This window comes from Ktedonobacterales bacterium (genome assembly GCA_036557285.1).
Taxonomy (GTDB): Bacteria; Chloroflexota; Ktedonobacteria; order Ktedonobacterales; family DATBGS01; genus DATBHW01.
Genome location: DATBHW010000010.1, coordinates 1 through 23633 on the forward strand (window position 1 = coordinate 1; position 23633 = coordinate 23633).

Sequence of the window (23633 nt, forward strand, 5' to 3'; positions counted from 1 at the left end):
ATCGCGGCCAATCGGGCGTATGCCTCGTTGGAGGAAGAAGCCGAGCGAGCTGTAGCTTGGCTCGACGGCCTCACCAATGACGAGCGGTTGCGCCGCTGTGGTCTGAAGTCCTCTAAATTTCAATGGCTATCTACTTAGAGATTGGAAGCTGTCAGCAAGAAGGCGGTCTCTTGCTGCCAACCAACACTGGGGTGATTACCTCACTGAGTGCCTCTATCGGCCTTTCGACAATCGAACCTATTACCACCATGAGGATGTGGTAGAGTTACCTCGAGGCGAGGTTATGCGCCATATGCTTGCTGGGAAAAATGCAGGGATTATCACTAATCGGCTAGTAAATGACACTTTTGAACACGTACTTTGCACAAATCGCATTATCAATGATTGCACGCTCTCACTGGAGAGCAAAGAGCGGTCATATCTTTTTCCTCTCTACCTTTACCCCGATGCTCCCAAAGATGGGCTATGGGGTGAGGGGCAGATGTCATCTGCTCCGGGTGGTCGTCGCGCAAACCTCTCACCAGCTTTTATTGAAGATGCCAAGACTCGGCTGGGAATGGCCTGGGTTGAGGATGGTAAGGGAGACCGCCAGCAAACATTCGGTCCAGAGGACGTGTTCAGCTACCTGTATGCCGTCTTCCACTCGCCCACCTACCGCGAGCGGTATGGAGAGTTCCTGAAAATCGATTTTCCGCGCCTGCCGCTCACCTCAAATGCCGATCTCTTCCGGGCGCTCTGCGCGCTGGGCGATGAACTGGTGCGGCTGCACCTGCTGGAAGGACAGATACCCCTCACGACCAACTATCCGGTCAAGGGCGATGACCTGGTAGACACTGTACAGTATACACCACCTGTGCCAGACAAGGAACCGGGGCGTGTCTGGATCAACAAGACCCAGTACTTTGCGGGCGTGCCACCAGAGGTCTGGGAGTTTCACGTCGGCGGCTATCAGGTTTGCCAGAAGTGGCTGAAGGACCGCAAGGGGCGCACGCTGACCCACGCCGAAAAGGAACACTACCAGAAGATCATCACCGCACTGGCCGAAACCATCCGCCTGATGGCGGCAGTTGACGAAGCTATTGAGGAACAGGGCGGCTGGCCGATGAGCTAACGTGCTTCACGACTGGATGAAGTGGCGTTCACGCAGCCTTTGCTGCGTCCGTTCAACAGCCAGTGTCAGGGCTGGCAGTCCTTGATGTATCGCCTGAGCGACAATGTAATAACTCAGCACACACGCACGCTGGGGAAGTTTGGCGCGACAATTATCTTTGAGGGCACCTCCCTGGTGGCACCCAGACGATACCCCTGGCAATCTACCCTGGCTTTGAAATTGATCTGCGGCTCGCGCTGGGGCTGGTTGAAGCGTAGCAGCCTGGCGGGCGGTTTTGCCAGCTTCTTTTTTGATCTCGGTCATGAGATCAGAACCTCGCTGCTGCCTGCCTCTCTGGTCGGCACATTGGGGGTTCCCTTCCCTGGCGCCGCGACCATTCAAGGTGGTTCATAACCCCCTAACATGCTAACATGTTGTATGTTGAAAAAATTGCTGCCTGATGGTAAGCTAGAGGGCTGCTACCATGATGGGCTGAGCGCAGGAAGCCGAAGCAGCTCAATGGGATGGCTTTTTCCTCTGGAATCAAGTAGCCAAGTCCACCTTCACGCCTGTGGCCCATCCGCTGGTCGATCCCTGGATCGCATTGACGATGATTGCCCTGTGGACAAAGACAAAGGAATGCTGGTTGTAGAGAGGAATGCTCAAGCGAGCAAGCATGTTACGTTAAGCAAGAAGACCTCTGCCTCTCGCATCAATCCCTTTTTCAGGGAGGAGCACCATATGCGTTCTATTCGCGCTGTTCTTACTGGTTCTTCTTTACCGGAGCGCCTGGTTATCCGGGACGTCGATTTTCCTGCTGCTTCGTCTTCTGAGGCGCTTGTTCGGGTGAAAACGATCTCGCTCAATCGCGGCGAAGTTCGTAACATCTCAACTTCTGAGGCAGGCTGGAGGCCAGGGTGGGACCTGGCAGGAATCATTGAGAAGGAGGCAGCCGACGGCTCGGGGCCGCGTGCGGGCTCCAGGGTGGTTGGAATAGTTCACTCTGGAGCCTGGGCGGAAGTAGTAGCAGTACCGACGACGCAGCTGGCTGAAATACCAGATTCACTCGCATTTGCCGAGGCCGCAACACTACCAGTTGCCGGTCTGACTGCCCTGTGGACCCTCGAACTCGGAGGTCTCCTGCTTGATCGCAGGGTCTTAGTTACTGGAGCCTCAGGTGGCGTTGGTCATTTTGCCTGTCAACTTGCTCAGCAGGCAGGAGCACAGGTGATTGGCGTGGTTCGGCAGCCAGGTCGTGAAGCGACCGCCAAAGCAGCAGGAGCCAATCAGGTAGTCGTCAGTGAAGATTTGTCTGAAGCCCATGAATTTGGCCCATATGATCTGATCCTGGAATCGGTTGGCGGTCGTTCACTCGCAAGCGCCCTCACCTTGCTTGCGCCAGGAGGGAAGTGTGTCACTTATGGGGTCTCGGGTAGTTCGGAAGCCACCTTTGACGTCGGCCACTTCTTCTTGACCGGAGGAGTAAGCCTCTACGGCTTTAATATCTTCTACGAACTCTCCCAGAAATCCCTGGTTGAGGACCTCGGTCGCTTAGTTCGCCTGATTGCATCTGGACAGCTTCATCCCCATATCGCCATAGAAGCTTCCTGGACGCAGATTGGTGAGGTAGCGCAGCAGTTACTGAATCGTCAGTTCATCGGAAAAGCGATCTTGTACGTTTCGAGTTAGAGGGGAACAGATCTAATATAGGCGGAGAAGCACCGTATTGCACGCCGTTGTGCAGTGCTCGCTCTTTAGTAATCTACCACTTGGCTGCCGTATAGGGCTTCCTGCAATGGTTTTCTCAGCGTTCCTATTTGTCTTTCTAATTGTTCCAGATGCTTGTTTATCAGTTGAATGCGATCCAGGAACCTGAGTACGCCCACTTTTTTGATCTCTTCTGTGGTTTCAACAGCGAGTTGTACCCCGCTTTGAATCTCATTGCCTTTGACCAGTGCTACCGCTCTGGATATCGTTAAGAGGAGCTCCCAGAATTTCGTTTGTGGGAGTGTTTTTTGCGCTTGATCCAGATACTCCATCGCTTTAGCGATCTGTCCCAGCTCTGCATAGCTGCGTCCATATTCTTCATAGACTGTGCCCGGGTTATAGTGGCCTCTCGTGCTACTTGTTGCCAGGTCGAACGTGTGAGCGAGTTCCTCGGTTTGCCTCATGGCATATTCAAAATTCCCGAGTTCTCGTTTTCTCAGATACACGCGCGCGAGGAGCTGGATACCGTTTCCACGTGCCGCCTTATCTGCTTGCATAGTTGTATCTCTGGCCGCTTCAAGATAGGTGGCGGCCTTCTCCAGGTTTCCCAGTCGTCTATACATGTCTCCCTGATACGTCAGAGCAATATTGAGGAGGGTATCATCTTTGATGATGCGGGCAATGGTCTCCATCTGCTGATAGTGCAGCATCGCCTCGTAAGATTCCTGGGCTTGTGTCGCTTCAGAAACGATGTACCCCGCGCTGTGGTAGGTGTGGGGCAAGGCTTCGTAAGAGGCTGGGGTCTTCTGTGGTGATGAGGGTACGGACATTTTGTGCCAGGCGCTCTATGATCGCTCGTGCTTCACGTAAGCGCGACTCCTCGACGAGTGACCAGGCATGCTGAATGATCTCATCGATTTGTTCTGGCGTCCTTGGGATAATAAGGGAGTTTGCTGATCCAAGCTGCTCTGGGTCAACGCCTAGCAGGTCTGCAATACGGTAGAGTTCATTGATATTGTTGAGCTGCCTCTCTCCATTCTCCCAAGCACGGAGGGTGCGCGGTTCCACTTTCAAGGCTTCTGCGAGCTGCTCTTGCTTCAGATGATACTGCTTTCGGTAGCTTTTGAGAAATTGGCCGGCGAGTGATGGAGCGTTGTTCTTCGGCATAGCCACATTCCTGTCCGCTTTTGTGGCGCAACCCATTTGGATTCCGCCACATTTTGTGCCTGTACTGTTGGCTTGTTCTAAACCATAATAAGAAGCAGCTACAGAGTAACACATACGTTTTTCAATGACGTGGGAAGGAAAAGATGTTCTAACGATCCTCGCTTTGTTGGTCACTACCACTGCTAGTTAGCGAGGTAGTGGGATGGCGTTCTGAAGATCCTTTACGAGGACCTTTCGGGCCAGGTTTACGAGGGGTTGCGAGGAATTGCTCCAGGGAATCAGTATACACTAACCAATCACGACCGAGATGAAAGCCTTCTAATGTTCCCCTCCTAAGCAGGTGAGCAAGGTAAATTCTAGTCAAGCCTGAGCGTCGGGCAGCTTCTGGTGTCGTGATATAGTCTCGATAGGGATCGGAACTCTTGTGCATACGGTCCCTCAGGGTGATACTGTCGAGAACAGCATAGCACGATTAGCATTCCGTTGACAAATCATTTTTCCATAGTATATAATAATTTCTAAAGAAATATAATTATCCAAAGGAGAGAGGAGGCAGTAAAAACAATGCTGACTCGCGTGAGTGTACACGCAAGCCAGCGATGAGTCTCCGGTTGCACGTCGAATAGCGCGGCCAGGGTCCTCGTGCGCATTGTTGCACCACTACCCTGGCATGTCAAGCAAGAAAGGACTTGGCATGACACCCCAGACTCCTGTGCTAAAATATGCCCATCAGCACAAGCGGGAGCCAATCACTACTCCACATTGTTCTCACGCTCCTCGCACGTTTTTTGAACGCTTCGGATTTCTGGGCACCTGCATTCTACCCGCCGAAGTGCTCGACAACACCCCTTTGTGCGATCCAGAGACCAGGCAGATGCAGCCCAGTCTGCGCAAGCGCTGTAGCGCCTATGGCCTCTGCTTTGCCCACGTCTTGAGCCTCTTTGCAGACGGCCTTTATTGGGCAGATGTAGCCGCCAACCCACATCTGGTCGGTGCTGAACGCGTCGTGCTAACAGAAGAGCACCTGACCTTTGCCCTGGCCTGGGATGAGCGATTGCAGTGGAGGAAGCCAGCACACATTCGCCGACTCATGCAGGCACATGTCCGTGACATGGAGCCGCTCTGTATGAGGGCAGCGCCTGGGCCAGCAGAACACACGCCCCAGGTTCCCTTGGTGGCGCAAGAACTTATCGCAGTCACCACAGAAGATCTGTGCGAAGCGCTTATACCCCATTCAGAGCTTCCTCAAGAACCCCATTGCTCCACCCCTTCCAGGTGGCCGAGTCCACTCGAAGTGCAGCAAGGGCTGCTGCGGGCCATGTTGCGCACACTTCAAAAGCAAATGGCACATGCGCAGGATGCGATCACTGCGCAAACGCTCCAGGCTCGATGTGAACTCCTGCTGCACATGCAGCGCTGGCAGCAACAAACGCACCAACGCGTTGTCCATGTAGATCAAGGCTTGTATGCCACGCAACATCGCTCGGTCTGGTATCTGACGCTGGGGGTGCCGGAAGGGCTGCTGGCCGAGTCTGCCAGTGCAGCATAGGCAGATGGCAGCAAACGATTGCGGCGGCATCGGTTACGACGAGCCACCGATTTAATTGCGAGGTGTAAGATGGCTACACAACAGCAGACGGTTAAATTGCTTTTGACGCCCAGGGAAGCGGCAAACTCTTTAGGTATCGGTGTGACACTCCTCTACGAGTTGCTAAGCCGAAACCGTATCAGGAGCGTGAAGGTTGGCAGGCTCCGGCGTATCCCTGTTTCGGCGCTGGAAGCCTATATCGCCTCAGAATTGGAGCAAGAACATGGGAACCAGGCGTGGCAATAACGAGGGGACCATTTACAAGCGCAGTGACGGACGCTGGTGCGCGCAACTCACACTGTCAGATGGTAAACGCAAAACGATCTATCGCAAGAAAAAGCAGGAGATCATCGACGCGCTCCATGATGCACGCCAGGCTCTGAAGCAGAGCCTGGCCGTCCCCGACGAGCGCCAGACCGTTCAGCAGTATCTGGCAAGCTGGCTAGAGATGGTCCAGCCACCAGCCATTAAGGCGCGCACCCATTTGCGCTATCAGCAGTTTGTTGCCAATATTGAGAAAGTGCTTGGTCGTCAACGCCTGGCAAAGTTGACCCCTCAACAAGTCCAGGGGCTGTATTCCCACTACCTCAAGAATGGCATGTCGCCCACGACCGTCAATCATATGCACGCGCTGCTGCATCTGGCGCTGGAAAAAGCGCTGCGCCTTGGCATGGTGGCATACAATGTTTGTGATCGGGTTGACCCGCCACCCATTAACCGCGAAGAGCGACCCACCTGGACTGCTGAGCAGGCACGCCAGTTTCTGGATACTATCGTCGGCGATCCGCTGGAGGCACTATACGTTTTGGAGATTTACACTGGCATGCGGGAAGGTGAACTGCTGGCGTTGCAGTGGCCTGAAGTGGACCTCAAAGCCGGAACGTTGAAAGTGACAGCGACACTCTCCTACATTCACGGGGAGTTCCTCTTTACTCCGCCGAAAACACGACGCTCCAGGCGAACGATCTGGCTTGCTGCTCCCGTTATTGAGGCATTGCAGGAACATCGGAAACGCCAGCTTGAGCAGCGCATGCGTTTACGCGATATTTGGGATGATAGCTATGATCTGGTCTTTCCCAATGGCATAGGCCGCCCCATTGAGGCCACCAACTTCTTGAAGCGCTCATGCTATCCGCTCGTTGAAAAAGCGAGCCTCCCACGTATCCATTTTCATGATCTCCGTCAGAGCGTTGCCCACATCATGAAAAAGATGGGAGTCCAGACCGAAGGTGTCTCCGAAACCTTCGGACACGAGCATAGCTACATCACCGACCGCTTTTATGGGCATGACGCTCCGGAGCTTCAACAAAAAGCGATGGAGGCGATGGAGCGGGCATTGCGAAAAATAGGGGATGAAGACCAATCGCAGTCAAATTCGCAGTCAAACTGATTGAATGGCAAGCGGGGGGAGATAAAATCACACCGCTCGCACAAGCTGTGGAGCGGTGTGAATCGGAGCCGGCGGTGGGACTTGAACCCACGACCTACGGTTTACGAAACCGTTGCTCTACCACTGAGCTACGCCGGCCAGAACCGCAGCAGGCACTTCCCCTGACGGCCTCCCTATCATAGCGCAGAACCAGGCTCATTGTCAAGGATTTTTCAATCGTATCCAGGCGGTTAACGCACAGCAGTGGTTTCAGCCCGCGCGGGTCCGAAGCCTCGAATTCATTTGCCAGGCGCCGTCGCCGCGTTGGTTGCCAGCAGCCCAAGGATTCCGCTTCATATTCTTTTGCTCACCCATGATAGCCAAGCTCTCGCGCTTTTTGGAAGGCTTTGTTGGCTTCGCGCTTTCGACCTAATTTTTGGAAGAGCAGCCCTTTGTTGTAGTAGGGAAGCGCGTAGGTGGGGTTGAGTTGGATGGCGTAGTCATAGGCTGGTAAAGCCTCCTGATAGCGCTGGAGATTGTAGAGCGCCCAGCCGATGTTGTTATAGGCATCAACGTTGTTGGGGTCGAGTTGAATACAACGCTGGTAGCTGGTGAGCGATTCCTGGTGGCGCTGAAGCTGGCTGAGCGCGTAGCCTCTGTTGAAATAGGGGTTGGCAAGATTGGGATTGAGTTGGATGGCATAGTCGGAGGCGGCGAGCGCTTCCTGATAGCGCCGAAGCTGCTTGAGCGCATAACCTTTGCCGCTGTAGGCGAGCGCATTGGCGGGGTCACATTGGAGAGCGTGGTCATAGGCGGCGAGCGCCTCGTCGTAGCGCTGGAGGTCACTGAGTAAATTACCTTTGTTCCTGGAGGGAAGCGCGTCGGTGGGATCGAGTTGGAGAGCGCGGTCATAGGCGGCGAGCGCTTCCTGATAGCGTTGGAGGGACCGGAGCGCACCGCCCTTATTATTATAAGTCGGCGCAGAGTTGGGATTGAGTTGGATGGCGCGCTCCAGGACGGGGAGCGCCTCCTGATAGCGCTGGAGTTCAACGAGCATCCAGCCTTTATTCGTATAGGCGCCTGCCAGGTTCGGGTCGAGTTCGATAGCGCGCTCATAGGCCGCCAGGGCTGCTGCGTGGCGCTTGAGGTTGCTGAGCGCAAAACCCTTCTGAAAGTCGAGTTGCGCATGATGAAAATCGAGTTGGGTGGCGCGCTCCAGGGCCGCCAACGCTTCATCATAGCGCTTGAGATTGTTGAGGACCATGCCTTTGCCAAAATAGCCATTCGGAAAGGTGGGGTCGAGTTGAAGGGCGCGCTCAAAGGCGGCCAGGGCTTCCTCATAGCGCTGGAGGGATTGGAGCGCAATGCCCTTGTTGCTATAGGCGAGCGCAAGGTGAGGGTCAAGCTGCATGGCGCGCTCAAAGGCGGCCAGGGCTTCCTCATAGCGCTTCAGGCCAACGAGCGCGATGCCCTTCCCATTAGAGGCGAGCGGATCGCTAGAGTCGAGTTGAAGGGCGCGCTCAAAGGCAGCCAGGGCTTCCTCGTAGCGCTTGAGATTATAGAGTGCGATGCCCTTCTGGGGATGGGCCGCTGCATTGTTCGCAGGGAGTTGAAAGGCGCTTTCATAGATAGCGCGAGCTTCGTCCTGGCGCTTGAGTTCCCAGAGGGCATTGCCTTTGCCGAAGACGGCGGCGGCAGCGTTGGGGGCAAGCCGGAGAGCCTGTTCATAAGCTTCCAGCGCCAGTGAGTATCGCCTGGCCTTGCGATGGGCGATACCCTCTTCCAGCCATTGCCCTAACATTTTTTCCGGCGCTGGCGGAGGCAGGTGGAAGAGTGCGCCGTCGGTGGCGCTCAGAAAGAGGACGGGCGTACCCCATTCGAGCGAGTTGTTGCTGCCCACGTTGATAGCGATGCGCGCTTCGGTGACGGCGGCATCCACCGGTAGGCCGTGCGCCAGCGCTTCGTAGAAGGTGCGCGTCAGTTCGATGGCAGCGTGGTCTGTGATTTCGTATTGCATTGCCAGTACGGCGGGGATGCCGCGCCGCGCCAGCGAAGCGCCAACGCTGGAGAAGATGTCGCCTTTGCCTGCTCTGGCGCCCTCGCAGGCATTGAGAACAACCAGGCGCAGCGAGGGGTGGTCGGCCAGAACGCGCCCCAGTTGGGTGGCGCTCAGCAGGTCCAGGGCGCCCTTTTCGCTCGCCAACGCAAGCATGCCTTCTTCGGCCCGTTCGTTGAAGCCGCCATGCCCAATGAAGTGCAGGATATGCCAGGGGCCAACCCACATGGCCTGCTGCAAAGCGCGCCAGGTCTGGCCCTCCAGCCAGACCAATTCGATAAGCTCGCGCGCCTTCAGGCTGCTCAGCGCCCGCTCCAGACGCGCCTGTTCGCTTGCCACATCAAGCGCAGGGGTCGCCGGACTGTTGGGGCTGGCAACCACCCCCAGGATACGCAGCGGTGGTGTGACCAGCAGCGCCTCTCTGGCGCCTGGCAGATTCAGATAGCGCACAATGGGCGTGGCGCGCGAGAGACAGATGTACTCGCTCTCAGTCGGGTCGTAGAGCAGTTCCCAGGGCAGGGCGGCCAGTTCTGGCACTTGGGCATCCAGGCGCAGCCGCAGACCCTTGCCCTCCTGGTTAGCTCTGACGCGGCTCTGGTCATAGCAGGCGCGCACGTCTCCGGCTATCAGCGCCTCAAAAAGCTGCCGCCCGAAGCCGCGCACCGCTTGTTCTTCTGGTGTCAGCGCCCGGCGGCGTTCTTCGCCAGAGCGCAGCAGAGCATTTTGCAGCTTGAGCAGGTGGTTTTCCAGGAGGGTTTCATCAAAGGGGAAGCGCATTATGGCGTTTGCCTTGCCAGCAGGCGAGCGCACTGCCGCTCGGTAGTCTCGCCCAGTCAGAGCCGTAAGCTCCACGTCAAAGTCCAGATACTCCATGCTTGCTCCCAGATCCTTGCAGCGCGTTCAGAAGATCGAACGCGCGCTGGTTGAATCAAGCATACCAGACTGGCTCCTGGCGGGTCAAGCGGCGGGTGGGCGCAGTTCCACCACCTATCGGGGGGCGCTGAGCAGCACCCCGCCTCTTCACTCCAGCAGTCACACACCGTTGCCAGTCCCCAGTTGGTGCGTTATAATGACCAGCAAGGGGTTTCCACTAGCATTGGAGGAAAAGCCACGCATGGCAACGGGAAAAGGGGCTGCATCTCGCAAGAAATCGAAGGCAGCGGCTGAGGTTATTGAGGAAGAACAGACATTGGCTGAAGTGGCGCTGGGAGAGCTACCCGTTCTGCCGGTACGGAATACACTCCTGCTTCCAGGCATGGTAGCCCCGCTGTTTGTGGGACGCGATAGCTCGCTGCGCGCCATCGAAGAAGCGATGACCCGGCAGCGCACTATTGTCGTGGTCGCACAGAAGGACGAGACAGTGGAGGAGCCAGGCCCGGATGATGTCTATCCGGTGGGTACTGAAGGCGTCATTGGGCGCGTCCTCAAGATGCCCGATGGCACCACCAACGTCCTGGTCCAGGGGCAGCGTCGGCTCAAGCTGGAGCGTGTACTGCGCACAGGAGTCTATCTGCGGGCAAAGGTTGAGCCGATAGAGGAAGAAGTCGAAAAGACTCCTGCCATCGAAGCCCTGATGCGCGCCACCCTGGGCATCTTTGAGAAGTGCATCAAACTGAGCCGCGCATTGAACGAAGAAGCCTATGTGACAGCCCTCAATATAGATGCTCCTGGCGCGCTGGCCGACTTCATCATCTCCACACTGGAGCCGCCGATGCCCCAGCGGCAGCTCGCGCTGGAAACCTTCGATCCCCTGGTGCGCCTCCAGAATATCAGCGTCATGCTCTCCAAAGAACTGCATATTCTGGAACTGGAAAACCAGATTCAGACCCAGGTGCAGCAGGAAGTTGATAAATCTCAGCGCGAATACTTCTTGCGCGAGCAAATGAAAGCCATCCAGCGCGAACTTGGCGAACATGACCCGACCATCCGCGAAGGCATGGAACTGCGCGAGAAGATCGTCTCCTGCGGCATGCCCGAAGAAGTAGCCGAACGCGCCAACCGCGAGCTAGACCGGCTGGCAGCGATGCCAGCAATGGCCCCCGAATTGACCATTGTGCGTACCTACCTCGATTGGCTGGTGGCCTTGCCCTGGCATCAGCGCACCGAGGACCGGCTCGACCCCGTCGAGGCTGCCCGCATTCTCGATGAGAATCATTATGGGCTGGAGAAAGCCAAAGAGCGCATCATTGAATATATTGCTGTGCGCAAGCTGGCGCCGCAAACCCACAGCCCCATCCTCTGTTTCCTTGGGCCGCCAGGGGTCGGCAAGACTTCGCTGGGCCGTTCTATCGCCCAGGCGCTCAATCGCAAATTTGTGCGCCTCTCGTTGGGCGGCATCCGCGACGAAGCAGAGATTCGCGGCCACCGGCGCACCTATATTGGCGCGCTGCCCGGACGTATCATCCAGACCATGCGGCTTGCCGGGACGATCAATCCACTCTTCATTCTGGACGAGATTGATAAGCTGGGCGCAGATTTTCGTGGCGATCCCTCCTCAGCCCTGCTGGAGGTGTTGGATCGGGAACAAAATCACGGCTTCTCCGATCATTACCTGGAGGTTCCCTACGATCTCTCGCATGTCATCTTCATCATGACCGCTAATTCGCTCTATTCCGTACCCTGGGCGCTTCGTGACCGGATGGAGGTCGTGGAACTGCCTGGCTATACGGAAGAAGAGAAGATGCGCATTGCGCGCAGTTTTCTTATCCCCAGGCAGATGAAAGACCACGGCCTGACCCGCAGCCGCGTTGCCTTTGAGGATGGCGCTGTGCGCCGGATGGCTCGTGAATACACCTATGAAGCAGGCGTGCGCAATCTGGACCGCGAACTGGCGCGGGTACTACGCAAAGTGGCGCGGCAAGTCGTAGAAGGACGCAAAAGTAAAACGGAGATTACCGCCAAAAAGCTGCCAAAGTACCTCGGCCCGCCCAAACACCTGCATACCGAAGCGCAAGAAGCCGATGAGATTGGTGTTGCAACTGGCCTGGTCTGGACCAGCGGCGGCGGGGATATTCAGAGCATCGAAGTGACGCTGGCCGATGGGCGCGGCAGCCTGATGCTCACAGGCCGCCTGGGCGAGGTCATGAAAGAGTCAGGCCAGGCAGCTATGGCCTATATCCGCTCGCACGCGAAACAACTGGGCATAGACCCCAATTTTTATGAGCGGCGCGACATTCACATTCACGCGCCACAAGGGGCGCAGCCTAAAGAAGGACCATCGGCAGGCATTACCATTGCCACTGCCATTATCTCTGCGTTGACCGGAAGGCCGATTCGACGCCAGATAGCGATGACCGGCGAGATTACGATTCACGGGCGGGTTTTGTCCATTGGCGGCGTCAAAGAGAAAGTCCTCTCAGCGCATCGGGCTGGGATTCAGACGGTCATCCTCCCCAGGAGGAACGAGAAAGACCTGGAAGAGATACCGGAAGATGTGCGCCACCAGCTTCGGTTTCTCTTTGTGGACCGCATCGAGCAGGCGCTTGAGGCAACCCTTCACCCACCCGAACCACAGGAAGAGAGCAAGGCCAAAGGCAAGGGTAGCTCATCGGCACGAAAAGGGCATGACGGTGAGCGCCGATCACGGCAGGATGCGCTGCGGCCCAAGCCGCGCTTGCGCAAGATAGCGCGCCCCGCGCAGGTATCAACTCCAAACTCATAACATGAGGAGGCTGCGGTGGCCGTTCAATTCTGTGGAACCTGCGGGCATCCGCTGATTCCAGATCAACTTTTCTGCCAGCACTGCGGGTCGCGGATTGATGAGAACGCCACCCGCTCAGGGCCGCCCGTTACCCCTGGCATACCGGTTTCATCCGTTGGCACGCTCTATTGCGGACAATGCGGCGCTTTAGTGGGAAGCCAGGAGCGTGCCTGCCGCCGCTGCGGCGCCCCCATCGAGCCTTCGCCTGGATTGGTATCGGACCCATCGCTCGGTGACGTTCCTACAGCGATGGGAACGCCTCCCCCGCCAGCCAACCAGCCTTCACCCGCGCCCTGGGGCCAGGCCAGTCCTCCTCCTGGATATACGCCCCAACCGCCTCCTGCATGGGGAGCAAGCTATAGCCCCGCCCCGGCCAACGAGTCGCCCACTTTCACCGTCAACGCCCCTCGCGCGGGCGTACAGACACCACCACCCTACAGGCCCGGTGGGCCGGGCAGGCCTCCTCCTCGTCGGGGGCCGCGCTGGCCGCTCGTCCTGGCAGCCGTACTGGTGGGGCTGGCGTTGATCGTTGGCGGCGGCCTCTTCCTCGTTCTGCGTGGGGCAGGGGGCAATCCTCAAACAAACGGCACACCCTCTACCTCGACCCCAGGCGTGACACAGACACCGACAGGCAGCGTCGTCACGCCCAGCCCCACGCCGGTTGTTCTCACCCCGAAAACAGCCAGCGATCTCATTCAGCAGTTCTATGCTTATATTAACGCGAAGAACTACGACGCCGCCTATGACTTGTTTTCGCCGGAGTACCCGCAAAAGCAGAGCCGCAAGAGCTTCGCCGATGGTTTCCAGAACACTATACACGACACCATCACCATTGACAGCGCCGAACCGCAGAGTGATGGGACGGTCCAGGTGAATGTGCACCTCAAGGCCGAAGAAATGGGCGGAACGAGATTCTTTGCGGGCTACTACATCGTCACCAAAGAAAACGAGCAACTGCTCATCCTGCGCGCCAAAATAAACGAGTTGCAGACAAGCGCGGAAATAGCGTCCCTGGCCCTCTCTACTCTGGCGCTGTTTTGAGCAGTTCAACTGGTCAGCTATCAATAATGGATAGCTGACCAGTCCTTTTTCCTCATCTTTCCGCATTCAAGGGGGCGCGGCAGAATACTCTACAAGAGGCTTTCTCTGTTTTGCCCAACCAGCGGTCATTTCACATCCTGCCCCGAAACATGCTACAATAAGAAACATCCGGTATTGAACATCTATTCTATTGCCCTCCTGGGAGGGGCGCGCCATGACCACACCAGCACGACGCCAATATCTCCAGATCAAGGCGCAGCATCAAGATGCCATCCTCCTCTTTCAGATTGGGGATTTTTACGAAACCTTCGATGAGGACGCCCACCTCGTCGCCCGCGAACTGCAAATCGTGCTGACCTCGCGTGAATATGGGGCGGGGAATCGGGTACCGCTGGCTGGCGTTCCCGTCCACGCGCTTGACACCTATGCTGGCCGCTTAATCGCCAGAGGATACAAAGTGGCGATTTGCGAGCAAGTCAGTGAACCGGGAAAGCGTCTGGTAGACCGCGCCGTGACGCGCATCCTCACACCAGGCACGCTTTCCGAGCCAGGGCTGGTGCCCCCGCGCCAGAATAATTATCTGGCAGCCGTCGCGCTCAGCCGCGACGGAAATACTGCCGGACTGGCCTACGTTGATGTGACCACCGGCGAGTTTGCCGTCGCCAGCTTGCCCGGCGGAAGCGTGCCTATCGCCCTGGAGGCTGAACTGCACCGGCTGCGGCCAGTCGAGTGCCTGATCGCCGAGCCACTGCGCCTGGTTACAGAGCAATCGCGCCAAGAATCTTCATCCCAGCAAGAAACGGGACAGGAACGAAGCGCAGCCGGACAGGCAGCGCCATTCACACTCCCGCGCCAGACAACCCTGACCACCCTGCCAGCCGCAGCGTTCGAGCCGGAAGCGGCTGCCCATCGGCTTTGCCGCCATTTCGGCGTGCGTACACTGGAAGCATATGGCTGCGCCAGTCTGCCCCTGGCGGTGGCCGCTGCCGGAGCCATCCTTGCCTACCTGGATAAAATGAATCCGGCGCTCCTGAGCCTGCTCATCGGCCTGCGCACTTACGCGACGGATACATTTATGGTTCTGGACGCCCACACGCAGCGCAACCTCGAACTCCTCGAAGGTGCGCGCGGCGGCCCGAAAGGCTCGCTGTTGGCAATTCTTGACCAGACGCGCACCGCGATGGGCGGACGCCTCATGCGGCGCGTCTTGACGCAGCCGTTGATCGATCTGGTCGAACTCAACCGCCGCTACGACGCGCTCGAAGAATTGATTGATCGCCCCTCCCTGCGCGCCAGGCTTGGCAGCCTGCTGGATGGCCTGGGCGATCTGGAGCGCCTGGCCGGGCGGGTACGCCAGGGTACGGCTATCCCACGCGAACTGCTGGCGCTGCGCGAACTACTGAACGTTGTCCCGCATCTGCAAACGGCGCTGGGGTCAACCACCGCCGAACTGCTGCAAGAAGTGTCTGAGACGCTGGAGGATTGCCCCGAACTGACCGCTTTGATCGAGCGCGCCATCACCACCGGAGAAGACAACGAGGGCCGCACCATTCGGCGCGGCTACAGCGCCGACCTGGATACGTTGATTGATTCTATCAGCGAATCGCGTCGCTGGATCGCCGGGCTGGAGACGGCAGAGCGCGCGCGAACCGGCATTAAGTCGTTGCGCGTCGGCTATAACAAAGTCTTTGGCTATTATCTGGAGGTCAGCCACGCCAACAGCAGCCGCGTGCCAGCCGACTACCTGCGCAAGCAAACGCTGGTCAATGGCGAGCGCTATATCACCCCAGAACTCAAGGACCACGAGGCACGCATCCTCAACGCCGAAGAACGCATTGATGAGCTTGAGCGCACGCTTTTTGCCGACCTGCTCCGGCAGGCAGGGGTGTACTACCCCCGGCTCAACGCTACAGCAGGCGCGCTGGCGCGGCTGGATGTGCTGCTGGGGCTGGCGGAGGTGGCGGCGCGCAACAGCTATACGCGCCCCCAACTGGATACCACTACCGATATAGTAATCACCGCAGGCCGCCATCCCGTTGTCGAGCAAATGCTGGATGGCGGCGAGTTCATCCCCAACGATGCCGCGATGGGCGAGCAGGCGGGCAGCATCTTCCTGCTCACCGGCCCCAACATGGCGGGCAAATCCACCTTTCTGCGCCAGGTCGCGCTGATCTGCCTCATGGCGCAGATCGGCAGCTTTGTCCCGGCGCGCCAGGCGCGTATTGGGCTGGTAGACCGCATCTTCACCCGTGTTGGCGCGCATGATGACATCGCCAGCGGGCAGTCAACCTTTATGGTTGAGATGGTCGAGACGGCCAACATCCTGCATCACGCCAGCCGACACAGTTTGATCGTGCTTGATGAGATCGGGCGCGGCACCAGTACCTATGACGGGCTGGCAATTGCCAGAGCCGTTGTCGAACATCTACATCACACCGTCGGGGCGCGCACGCTTTTTGCGACGCACTACCACGAGCTTGCCAGCCTCACCGCGCTTTTGCCAGCACTGCGAGCGTATACCATGGCAATCAACGAGCAGGAAGAAGAGATTGTCTTCCTGCATCGCATCCTGCCGGGCAGCGGCGGGCGCAGCTATGGTATCCAGGTTGCGCGGCTGGCGGGCATGCCAGCGAGCATCATTCAGCGCGCGCGCGAAGTGCTGGCGCAGATCGAACAAAACCCTGGGCCGTCAGCGCGGGCAGAAGCAGCCGCGCGCCGCGCGCTGGTTGCCGAACCAGCGGCAGCCTATGCCCTGGATGAGAGCCTTGAGAGGTACGCTGCCGGACCACCTGCCGCGCTTAACAATGGCTTCACCCTGCCCGGAGCCGTATTTGAGAGCAGCGCCAGCGCGTTCCTGCACGAACTGTTAACCTTAAATGTCGCCGCTATTACGCCGTTGGAGGCCATGAATCGCCTCTTCGCGCTTCAGCAAGAGGCGCGCGCGCTCCTGCAAGGACAGGCCAGCCGCAGCAGCAATTCGCATTGAGCAAGCGCAGCTTTCAGAAAGCCCGACACACAGCGCAGCAGCTATAGAAGCAAGTATAAAAGCAAACACACAGGAACATACATCCATGACCTTTACGCATCTTGACCGCCAGAGTATCACCCTTTTGCCGCCAGAGGTAGCCGAACAGATCGCCGCTGGCGAAGTGATCGAGCGCCCGATGTCGGTCCTCAAAGAGCTGCTGGAAAACGCCATTGACGCCGGAGCCAGCGACATCAAGATCGAGATACGCGGCGGCGGGCTGCGCCTGGTGCGTGTCAGCGATGATGGCAGCGGCATCCCTGCCGACGAGGCAACGCTGGCGTTCAATCGCCACGCCACCAGCAAGATTCGGGCGGTGGAAGATTTGAGCCGCCTGCGCACACTAGGCTTTCGCGGCGAGGCGCTGGCAAGCATCGCTGCCGTCGCCGAAGTCACGATGATCACCGAAGCTGAAGAGAGAGGGCTGGCAACCCTGCTCACGATACGCGCTGGCGCCGTGATCGAGCGGGGCCGCCGCGCGCGTCCACGCGGAACGACGGTGATCGTTCGTGACCTCTTTCAGAATGTTCCGGCTCGGCTGCGCTTCCTGAAGGGCGCGCGGGCCGAATCGGCGCATCTGGCCCAGCTTGCGCGGCGCTATGCCGTCGCCTATCCGTACCTGAAAGTGGGGCTGGTTCTGGACGGACATGCCGCATTCCAGACCAGCGGCAGCGGCCAGATGGCGCGGGCTATCGCCGAAGTCTATGGTTTGCCCGTCGCGGATGCCTTACTGAAGATCGGACCCATTGACATAGCCGACGCTGAAATCTGCGGCATCCTTGGTAATCGCGCGCTCAGCCAGGCCGGGAAACAGCACCTCATGCTCTTCGTCAACGGGCGCTGGGTGCAATCACAGGCATTACTTACCGCGCTGGAAACAGGCTACCGATCGATGCTGCCCAAAGGACGCCATCCGCTGGCCGCCATCAGCATCCGTGTTCCACCAGAGGCCGTAGACGCCAACATCCACCCGACCAAGGCCGAGGTTAAGCTGCTGCGCGAAGAAGAGATTTGCGCCGCGCTCAAAGACGCTGTGCATGATGCCCTGGGGCAGAGCGCACTCCAGCCTCTCGAAGAGACGCTCCCTGGCCCTGGAAACGTCTATCAATATCGCTTGCCGCTGCTGCGCCGACGGCGTGGCCTGCCCCTTGCGGAACAGCGCCAGCCCTACAACGAAAGCATATCCCCGGCTGACGCGGGCATCCTGGCTGAACTCACCCCGCTCACACAGATTCGTCAAACGCTCATTCTGGCGGAAGACCAGCAGGGCGGCCTGTATCTGATTGATCAGCACCGCGCGCACGAGCGCGTCCTCTATGAATACCTGCGCCACCGCCTCGTCGGCCAGCCTGAGCAGACCGCGCAGCCAGGGGCGCAAGGTCAGCTTTTGCTGGAGCCGGTAGTCATCGAGCTTTCCGTTCGTCAGGCAGCCGTACTTGGAGAACGTTTGCCCATGCTGGCCGCGCTGGGCTTTGCCTGCGAGCGGTTTGGCGGGCGCAGCTTTTTAATCCGCTCTGCGCCTGCGCTAGCAGGTACAGAAGACTTGAGCGCGCATCTGCCCGCGCTGGCCGCCGAGGCAGCCGAAGAAGAAGAGAACTGGCAGGACCGCTTCTGCGCCGCCGTCGCCTGCCATGCCGCGCTGCGACGGGGCGCGCCGCTCAGCCTGGGCGAGCAGCGGGAACTGCTGACAAACCTACGCCAGACCTCGGCCCCCGCAGTCTGCCCACATGGCAGCCCGCTGCTCCTGCACTACAGCCAGCAGTTTCTCATCCGCCAGTTCGACTGGTGATGCTTGTAGCGCCGCCCCTGGCTACGAACCTGCTGTCAGCCTACCATAGCAGAAATCCAGACGAGCAGGCCAGTGACCGCGAGATAGAGCAGCGGCGCGCCAGCCACAAACATCACGCGGAACGAGCGCGACAGCCCGGATCGCCCAAAGAGATAATATGCGATTGGCCCCAGAATGGGGATAGCAACCAGCACAATCATCCAGATCAGCCGCGCCCCATTCGACAGCTTCTCATTGCGCGCCAGATCCCAGAAGCCGAGCGAGAGCCAGGCGGCATAGATGGCTATAGGCAACAACTCAGCGTAGATACCAAGCAAAAACTGCAACACAGAAGAACCTCCTGATGCCAGTGGAGTCAACGCCGAAGGACTGATACTCTTCGCCTGGGCTGATGGCGGCAGGTTGAACAGGCTCAAATCAGGGAAGATCGGCAGCGCCGGACCCTCGACACCAGGCATGGATGGCTGCTGCTGAGAAGCCGGAATCGTCGTCTCATCTACCGTTTTCCAGTCACGCGGGTGAAAGCTGTCGCCGTTGGCATAGAGCAGCCGGGCCACAACGACGGGCGTAATGCTGGGGTCGCCGCCTTGCAGATTGGCGAGCGCGGTATCGCAGGGATATTTCTGCTCAATCAGCGCAGGCAGTGTGCGCGTCGCCGTGTTGCCGGAGAAGCAATTGCCAGGGCCAGAAGGCACAGCCAGCGCCAGATCGGCAGCGCCAGAGTTCGTGACCACGTTGCCAATGACGCGATTATCGGAGGGAACCCAGAAGTTCTTATCAATACTCGCCAGCACGATAATGCCAAAGTTGCGCTGATCATGGACGTGGTTGCCGACGATCACATTGCCCACGCCACCTGGCACACCAATCCCTGTGCCGATCACTGGGTATTCGAGCGGCTTGGTAGGCGCCTGATCGTTGTTGTTGTCATACACCTCGTTGTTGAAGATCACCGTCTGGTGTTCCGGCGGAATCTCCTCCACATCCAGCGTATTTGGCAAGATGCCCGCCATGTTGTCGCGCCAGATAGAATCACGAATAATCAGGTTGCCGCCCGCGTTGGTCCCTGAATAGCCCAGCGCGCTCCATTCAGAGATCACCTGATCGATGATCGCGTTGCAGGGGTAGCACTGCCCAATATAAAAGCCGGAGTCGGGGCTGCCAGCCGCGTAGCTGTGATCGAACTCCCCGTTCTGGAAGTTGAAGGCGTAGATACCATAATCGCCGTTTGTATACGCCGTCAGATAACTTCCACGATAGCCGGAGAGCGGATGGCTCGCATCTTTGCCGCCATCCCAATAAAAGCCGTTGCCAAAATAGTGGCGGGCCGTCATATTCTCGACGACTACGTTATTCGCCTCAATCTCAATCCCATTGGAAAGCGTAAAATTGCCGTCCAGAATCACACCGTTGCGATCCTGACCACGAATCGTAATGCCCGGCGTCTTCACCCTCACCGCCTCATGATAGACATTGGGCGCAATCGAGATGATCTGCCCCGGGCGAGCCGCATCAACTGCCGCCTGAATGGTCGGATAATCAGCCGGAACACGCAGCGTTGTCGGAATGCCTGGCGGAACCTCCGGTAGATCGATCTGGTCTATTGGAACCGGCCCAGGGCTGATCGTTTGCGCTGTCGTTCCCGCGCAGCCTGCCAGCAGTCCAAGCGACAGCAGTAAATAAGCGACTGTGCAGAGATAGCGCAAGAACGTTCGGCCAGCAACAGCTCTCCTGCTCAATCGTGACCTCCCTCCGCTGCTGCGGGGACAGGCAGCAGCAAGCGTATTGGTGTCGCCCATTGTAGGAATTTGATGAGCGGCTGTCAAGTCTGCAACTTTTACGTTACCGTTAAGCCTGCGCCCTCGTCTCAATATACAGGAGGCGTCAATGCTGAGTACGTTCGCCTGACTGACGAGCCAGGTAAGAAACGCAAACTGGGCGGGCAGAGGAGGCCCGTCAACACATCATTTGTTGGCATTGGTGGCGTGGTATGTTTAGCGATAGGTTTTCCCCGGCGCGGATGATGACGCGCCCTTTTTTGTCGGCATCGTTCCTCATGCGCTCCCTCGTTTCTGCACGTTCATTTGGCGGCACGGGTCTGGTAGCCCCCAGGCCGAGGGCAGACCTGAGCAAGACTGGGGTCAACGCTCTACCAGCAGAGCTTGTTTCATCCTCACAAAAGAGCGCCAATGACCGGGCATTACTGCGCAGGCGGGTCTGGACGCTGGCGCTGCCAGCAGTGGGCGAGCAATTATTAGCTTTATTTGTTGGTCTTTCCGACACGTTCCTGACCGGCCATTTAAGCCCCTCTGCTGTCCAGCAGCTTGGCTATGGTCGCGCCGACGCGGTGTCTGCCGTCGGGGTCGGCGTCACGACTGTCTGGGTCGTCTTGACGCTCTTTTTCGCCGTCGGCGTGGGCGCAACCGCCCTGGTCGCCCGCGCGGTGGGCGCAAAAGACCAGGCGCTCAGCAGCAAAGGGACCGGCCAGGCGCTTCTTTTAGGTTTGCTGGCTGGCGCCCTGCTGGCTGCCCTGGCGCTGCCAATGGTCCATGCCATTACCGATCTCATGGGCGTCCAGGGAGATGTCGCCGACCTCTCGGCAGCTTTTCTGTGCATCTTCTCGCTGGGTCTGCCTGCGGTGGGCGTCACTTACGCGGCTAACGCTTCGATGCGCGGATCAGGAGATACCCGACGACCATTGATCGTCATGGCGCTGGTCAATGGAACCAATATCGCGGCTTCCTGGCTCTTGATGAACGGTATAGCCGCGCTGGGTATCCCGGCGCTGGGCGTCATTGGCTCGGCTTGCGGAGCCGCCGCAGGCTGGACTATGGGCGCGGCCCTGGCCCTGTTCTTCTTGAGCCGCCAGCATCCGATCAGCCCAAAACTCACTCGCCAGGCATTGAAGCCTGATCGCTGCATCATGTGGCGCGTCTTGCGGATAGGGCTGCCCTCAGCAGCCGAATTGTTTGTGCTTCAGTTTGGGGTAGTCACATTTAGCCGATTGGTTGTTGACCTGGGTTCCACAACCTATGCTGCCAATCTGACCATCAATACCATCGAAAGCATCGGCAACTTGCCGGGGCTGGGCTTTGCTGTCGCCGCCACGACATTAGTCGGCCAGGCACTGGGGGCAAAAGACCCCGACCTGGCAAGGCGCTCGGCCTGGGCAGCCCTACGTCCTTGCTTCCTGTTTATGCTTGGCATGGGCATATGCGCCCTGGTGCTGCCGCAGATGCTGCTCAGCCTGTTTGTCGCTGATAACGGTGTGGTGCAGGCTGGGATTCCGGCTTTGCGCTTTTCGCTGCTGACGTTGCCGGCGCTGGCAATCAGCTTTATCTGCAACGGTTCCTTGCGCGGCGCGGGCGACACCAAATTCCCCGTCGTCGTGCGGGCAGCAGGCACCTGGGGCGTGCGCGTACCAATCGCCCTGCTCTTAATTCCCTGGCTGGGCCTCATTGGGGCACGCCTGGCAATGGCGGCGGATTTCTGGGTCCAGGCGTCGCTGTCTTGCTGGCGCTTCCGTAGTGGTCGCTGGCGCAAAGCCCACGTCTAGCCGCGCAGCAGCACCTCTGGGCGGGCGCAGACAGCGCAAGGCGCCCTATTGGCCTCTGTCCGCGCCTGCATCTCCCACAGACTTCTGGCGGCGAGCGCGCACAGCAGCGCCTTGCTTGAGCAGACTGCGCCCCAACGTGATACCGCTATAGATAAGCGGTGAGTAAACATAATCAAACGACTCGATATAACGAATCATCTTACCGCCCCAGCCACGCTTGAAACGGTACACGCCCGCCAGCGGATCGTTCGGGTCTTCGCTCTCGGCAACACCCCAGAGGTCATAGAGGGTTGCCCCCTGCGCTTTCGCCCAGCGCATCGCCTCCCACTGAAGCAGATGATTAGGCATCAGGCTCCGGCCCTCATTGCTCGAAGCGCCATAGAGGTAGATGCTCTCGCGCCCCACGAGCGTCACAAAGATACCTGCCAGCAGCTTTCCTTCATGCTCAGCAAGCAAAAGCCTGGCCTGCTCCCCAAAAGTTTTCCAGGCATACTCATAGTAGTCGAACGTATGGACGCCGAAGCGATCACGCTGGCCGGTGACTTGCAGCAGCGCATACCACCGCCGAACATCGCCCACGCTGGTGGCTACACGAACAGTCACGCCCTTGCGCGCGGCCAACCCCGCATTATAGCGCCACTTCGGTTTCTGGTGCAGGGCGATGGTCCGTTCATCAGGCGTCAGGTCAACAGCGATAGTGCGGCGCGGCTGAATGCTATCTTCCACCGGGCGAAACCCCAGCGCCCGAAGCTGCCGGGCAACGCCGACACCCTCAGCAGCCCTGTACACGTCCGCAAAAGTGTCTCCGGGGTCGGCGCCATCGGCGTCCCGCTGCGCCGACTTCCCCTTATCCTCCACGCTGTCGGCGTCGGGCAGGCTGATATATTCGGGAAGATCAGGATCAACACGCAGCAGCGCAGCATGCCGGGCGCGCAAGAGCGGATGCAGCTCCTGAAAGAAACGCTGGCAGAGGGCCGTATCGGACCAATCCAGCACCGGCCCTTTAGGAATATATGCAACAGAGAGCGGAGTGAACGGGATAGAGCGGAATAAAATCTGCGCGCCCGCCAGAACCTGCCGCCGGTCACTATCCCAGAGAGCCACACGCACTACACGCCAGCCGAAGGCAGCCTTCAGCTCGCCCCAGCCCCAGGATTGGAGCACATGGCCATGCGTGGCCGCAGCCACAAACGAATCCCAGAACGCCCTTTGATCGGCTTCAAGCAGACTAAGTTGTATCTTGGTTGTGTCTCTATCTAACGGATTGGTAAGCTGCGTCGTTGTCGGTTGTTCCATAGAGGAAAGAGCGCCTCATCTCCCAAAAATAAGCAATGATTTTGCCAGCAGTATAACAAGGCCACTGGCACGGTGTCTAGATCACAGAGCAGGCGCGAATTCTTAAATTAACGTCACCCGATGTGCAAGTTGTTTAAGCCACGAGGCGAGCGAACTGAAGTGGCTCCTCGCCCAAGGAGGTAGTTGTCCAGACGGCCATCGTATGCATCAAAACTTTGCGGAGCAGTCGGTTCCAGAGATGCCAGGTAT

At 58.4% G+C, this 23633-nt stretch carries 16 protein-coding genes and 1 tRNA gene; 11 read left to right on the top strand and 6 right to left on the bottom strand.

The window, feature by feature from the left end; translation table 11 throughout:
• Positions 1-148 precede the first annotated feature (148 nt).
• From VH599_03525 to VH599_03535, 3 genes are all read left to right on the top strand, one after another.
• Positions 149-1111: a type ISP restriction/modification enzyme gene (locus tag VH599_03525; protein ID HEY7347365.1), complete on the top strand. Its 963-nt coding sequence runs from the start codon at positions 149-151 to the stop codon at positions 1109-1111.
• Positions 1112-1285: 174 nt separating this feature from the next.
• Positions 1286-1504 (top strand): hypothetical protein, encoded by a 219-nt coding sequence (locus VH599_03530; GenBank protein HEY7347366.1) that lies wholly within the window; start codon positions 1286-1288, stop codon positions 1502-1504.
• 327 nt (positions 1505-1831) lie between these two features.
• A complete protein-coding gene (locus tag VH599_03535) occupies positions 1832-2779 on the top strand; it encodes a zinc-binding dehydrogenase (GenBank protein HEY7347367.1) in 948 nt (315 codons plus the stop codon).
• 65 nt (positions 2780-2844) lie between these two features.
• Here VH599_03535 and VH599_03540 read toward each other — a convergent pair whose 3' ends face one another.
• Positions 2845-3507 (bottom strand): hypothetical protein, encoded by a 663-nt coding sequence (locus tag VH599_03540; GenBank protein ID HEY7347368.1) that lies wholly within the window; start codon positions 3505-3507, stop codon positions 2845-2847.
• 31 nt (positions 3508-3538) lie between these two features.
• The gene (locus tag VH599_03545; GenBank protein ID HEY7347369.1) at positions 3539-4138 is read right to left on the bottom strand and encodes a helix-turn-helix domain-containing protein; all 600 of its coding nucleotides are present in this window, start codon (positions 4136-4138) and stop codon (positions 3539-3541) included.
• 1000 nt (positions 4139-5138) lie between these two features.
• Between VH599_03545 and VH599_03550 the strand changes: the two genes are divergently transcribed.
• The 3 genes from VH599_03550 to VH599_03560 all read left to right on the top strand — a co-directional run bounded on the left by VH599_03550 (position 5139) and on the right by VH599_03560 (position 6942).
• Positions 5139-5513, top strand: a complete 375-nt coding sequence (locus tag VH599_03550) for a hypothetical protein (protein ID HEY7347370.1) — start codon at positions 5139-5141, stop codon at positions 5511-5513.
• 69 nt (positions 5514-5582) lie between these two features.
• Positions 5583-5798, top strand: coding sequence for an excisionase family DNA-binding protein (locus VH599_03555; protein ID HEY7347371.1), 216 nt, complete (start codon positions 5583-5585; stop codon positions 5796-5798).
• Positions 5776-6942 carry a site-specific integrase gene (locus VH599_03560; protein ID HEY7347372.1) on the top strand — a complete coding sequence of 389 codons (1167 nt, stop codon included), beginning with the start codon at positions 5776-5778 and terminating at the stop codon, positions 6940-6942. The genes VH599_03555 and VH599_03560 overlap by 23 nt, the downstream gene beginning before the upstream one ends.
• Positions 6943-7008: 66 nt before the next feature.
• On the opposite strand, the gene VH599_03565 is transcribed toward VH599_03560, so the two are convergent.
• Positions 7009-7080: transfer RNA gene (locus VH599_03565), tRNA-Thr, on the bottom strand.
• A gap of 208 nt (positions 7081-7288) precedes the next feature.
• Entirely contained in the window at positions 7289-9850 is a 2562-nt protein-coding gene (locus VH599_03570; GenBank protein HEY7347373.1) for a tetratricopeptide repeat protein, read from the bottom strand.
• A gap of 241 nt (positions 9851-10091) precedes the next feature.
• Between VH599_03570 and lon the strand changes: the two genes are divergently transcribed.
• From lon to mutL, 4 genes are all read left to right on the top strand, one after another.
• Positions 10092-12638 carry an endopeptidase La gene (gene lon / locus VH599_03575; protein ID HEY7347374.1) on the top strand — a complete coding sequence of 849 codons (2547 nt, stop codon included), beginning with the start codon at positions 10092-10094 and terminating at the stop codon, positions 12636-12638.
• A gap of 15 nt (positions 12639-12653) precedes the next feature.
• Positions 12654-13718 (top strand): zinc ribbon domain-containing protein, encoded by a 1065-nt coding sequence (locus VH599_03580; GenBank protein ID HEY7347375.1) that lies wholly within the window; start codon positions 12654-12656, stop codon positions 13716-13718.
• Between the two features lie 214 nt (positions 13719-13932).
• The gene (mutS, locus tag VH599_03585) at positions 13933-16704 is read left to right on the top strand and encodes a DNA mismatch repair protein MutS (GenBank protein HEY7347376.1); all 2772 of its coding nucleotides are present in this window, start codon (positions 13933-13935) and stop codon (positions 16702-16704) included.
• 85 nt (positions 16705-16789) lie between these two features.
• A complete protein-coding gene (gene mutL / locus VH599_03590; GenBank protein HEY7347377.1) occupies positions 16790-18532 on the top strand; it encodes a DNA mismatch repair endonuclease MutL in 1743 nt (580 codons plus the stop codon).
• Between the two features lie 35 nt (positions 18533-18567).
• Here the strand turns inward: mutL and VH599_03595 are convergent, their stop codons facing one another.
• Positions 18568-20271: a right-handed parallel beta-helix repeat-containing protein gene (locus VH599_03595; protein ID HEY7347378.1), complete on the bottom strand. Its 1704-nt coding sequence runs from the start codon at positions 20269-20271 to the stop codon at positions 18568-18570.
• 251 nt (positions 20272-20522) lie between these two features.
• On the opposite strand from VH599_03595, the gene VH599_03600 reads away from it, so the two are divergent.
• A complete protein-coding gene (locus VH599_03600; protein HEY7347379.1) occupies positions 20523-22088 on the top strand; it encodes an MATE family efflux transporter in 1566 nt (521 codons plus the stop codon).
• A 45-nt stretch (positions 22089-22133) separates the two neighbouring features.
• Here the strand turns inward: VH599_03600 and VH599_03605 are convergent, their stop codons facing one another.
• The gene (locus tag VH599_03605) at positions 22134-23384 is read right to left on the bottom strand and encodes a peptidoglycan bridge formation glycyltransferase FemA/FemB family protein (GenBank protein ID HEY7347380.1); all 1251 of its coding nucleotides are present in this window, start codon (positions 23382-23384) and stop codon (positions 22134-22136) included.
• Positions 23385-23633: the final 249 nt, after the last annotated feature.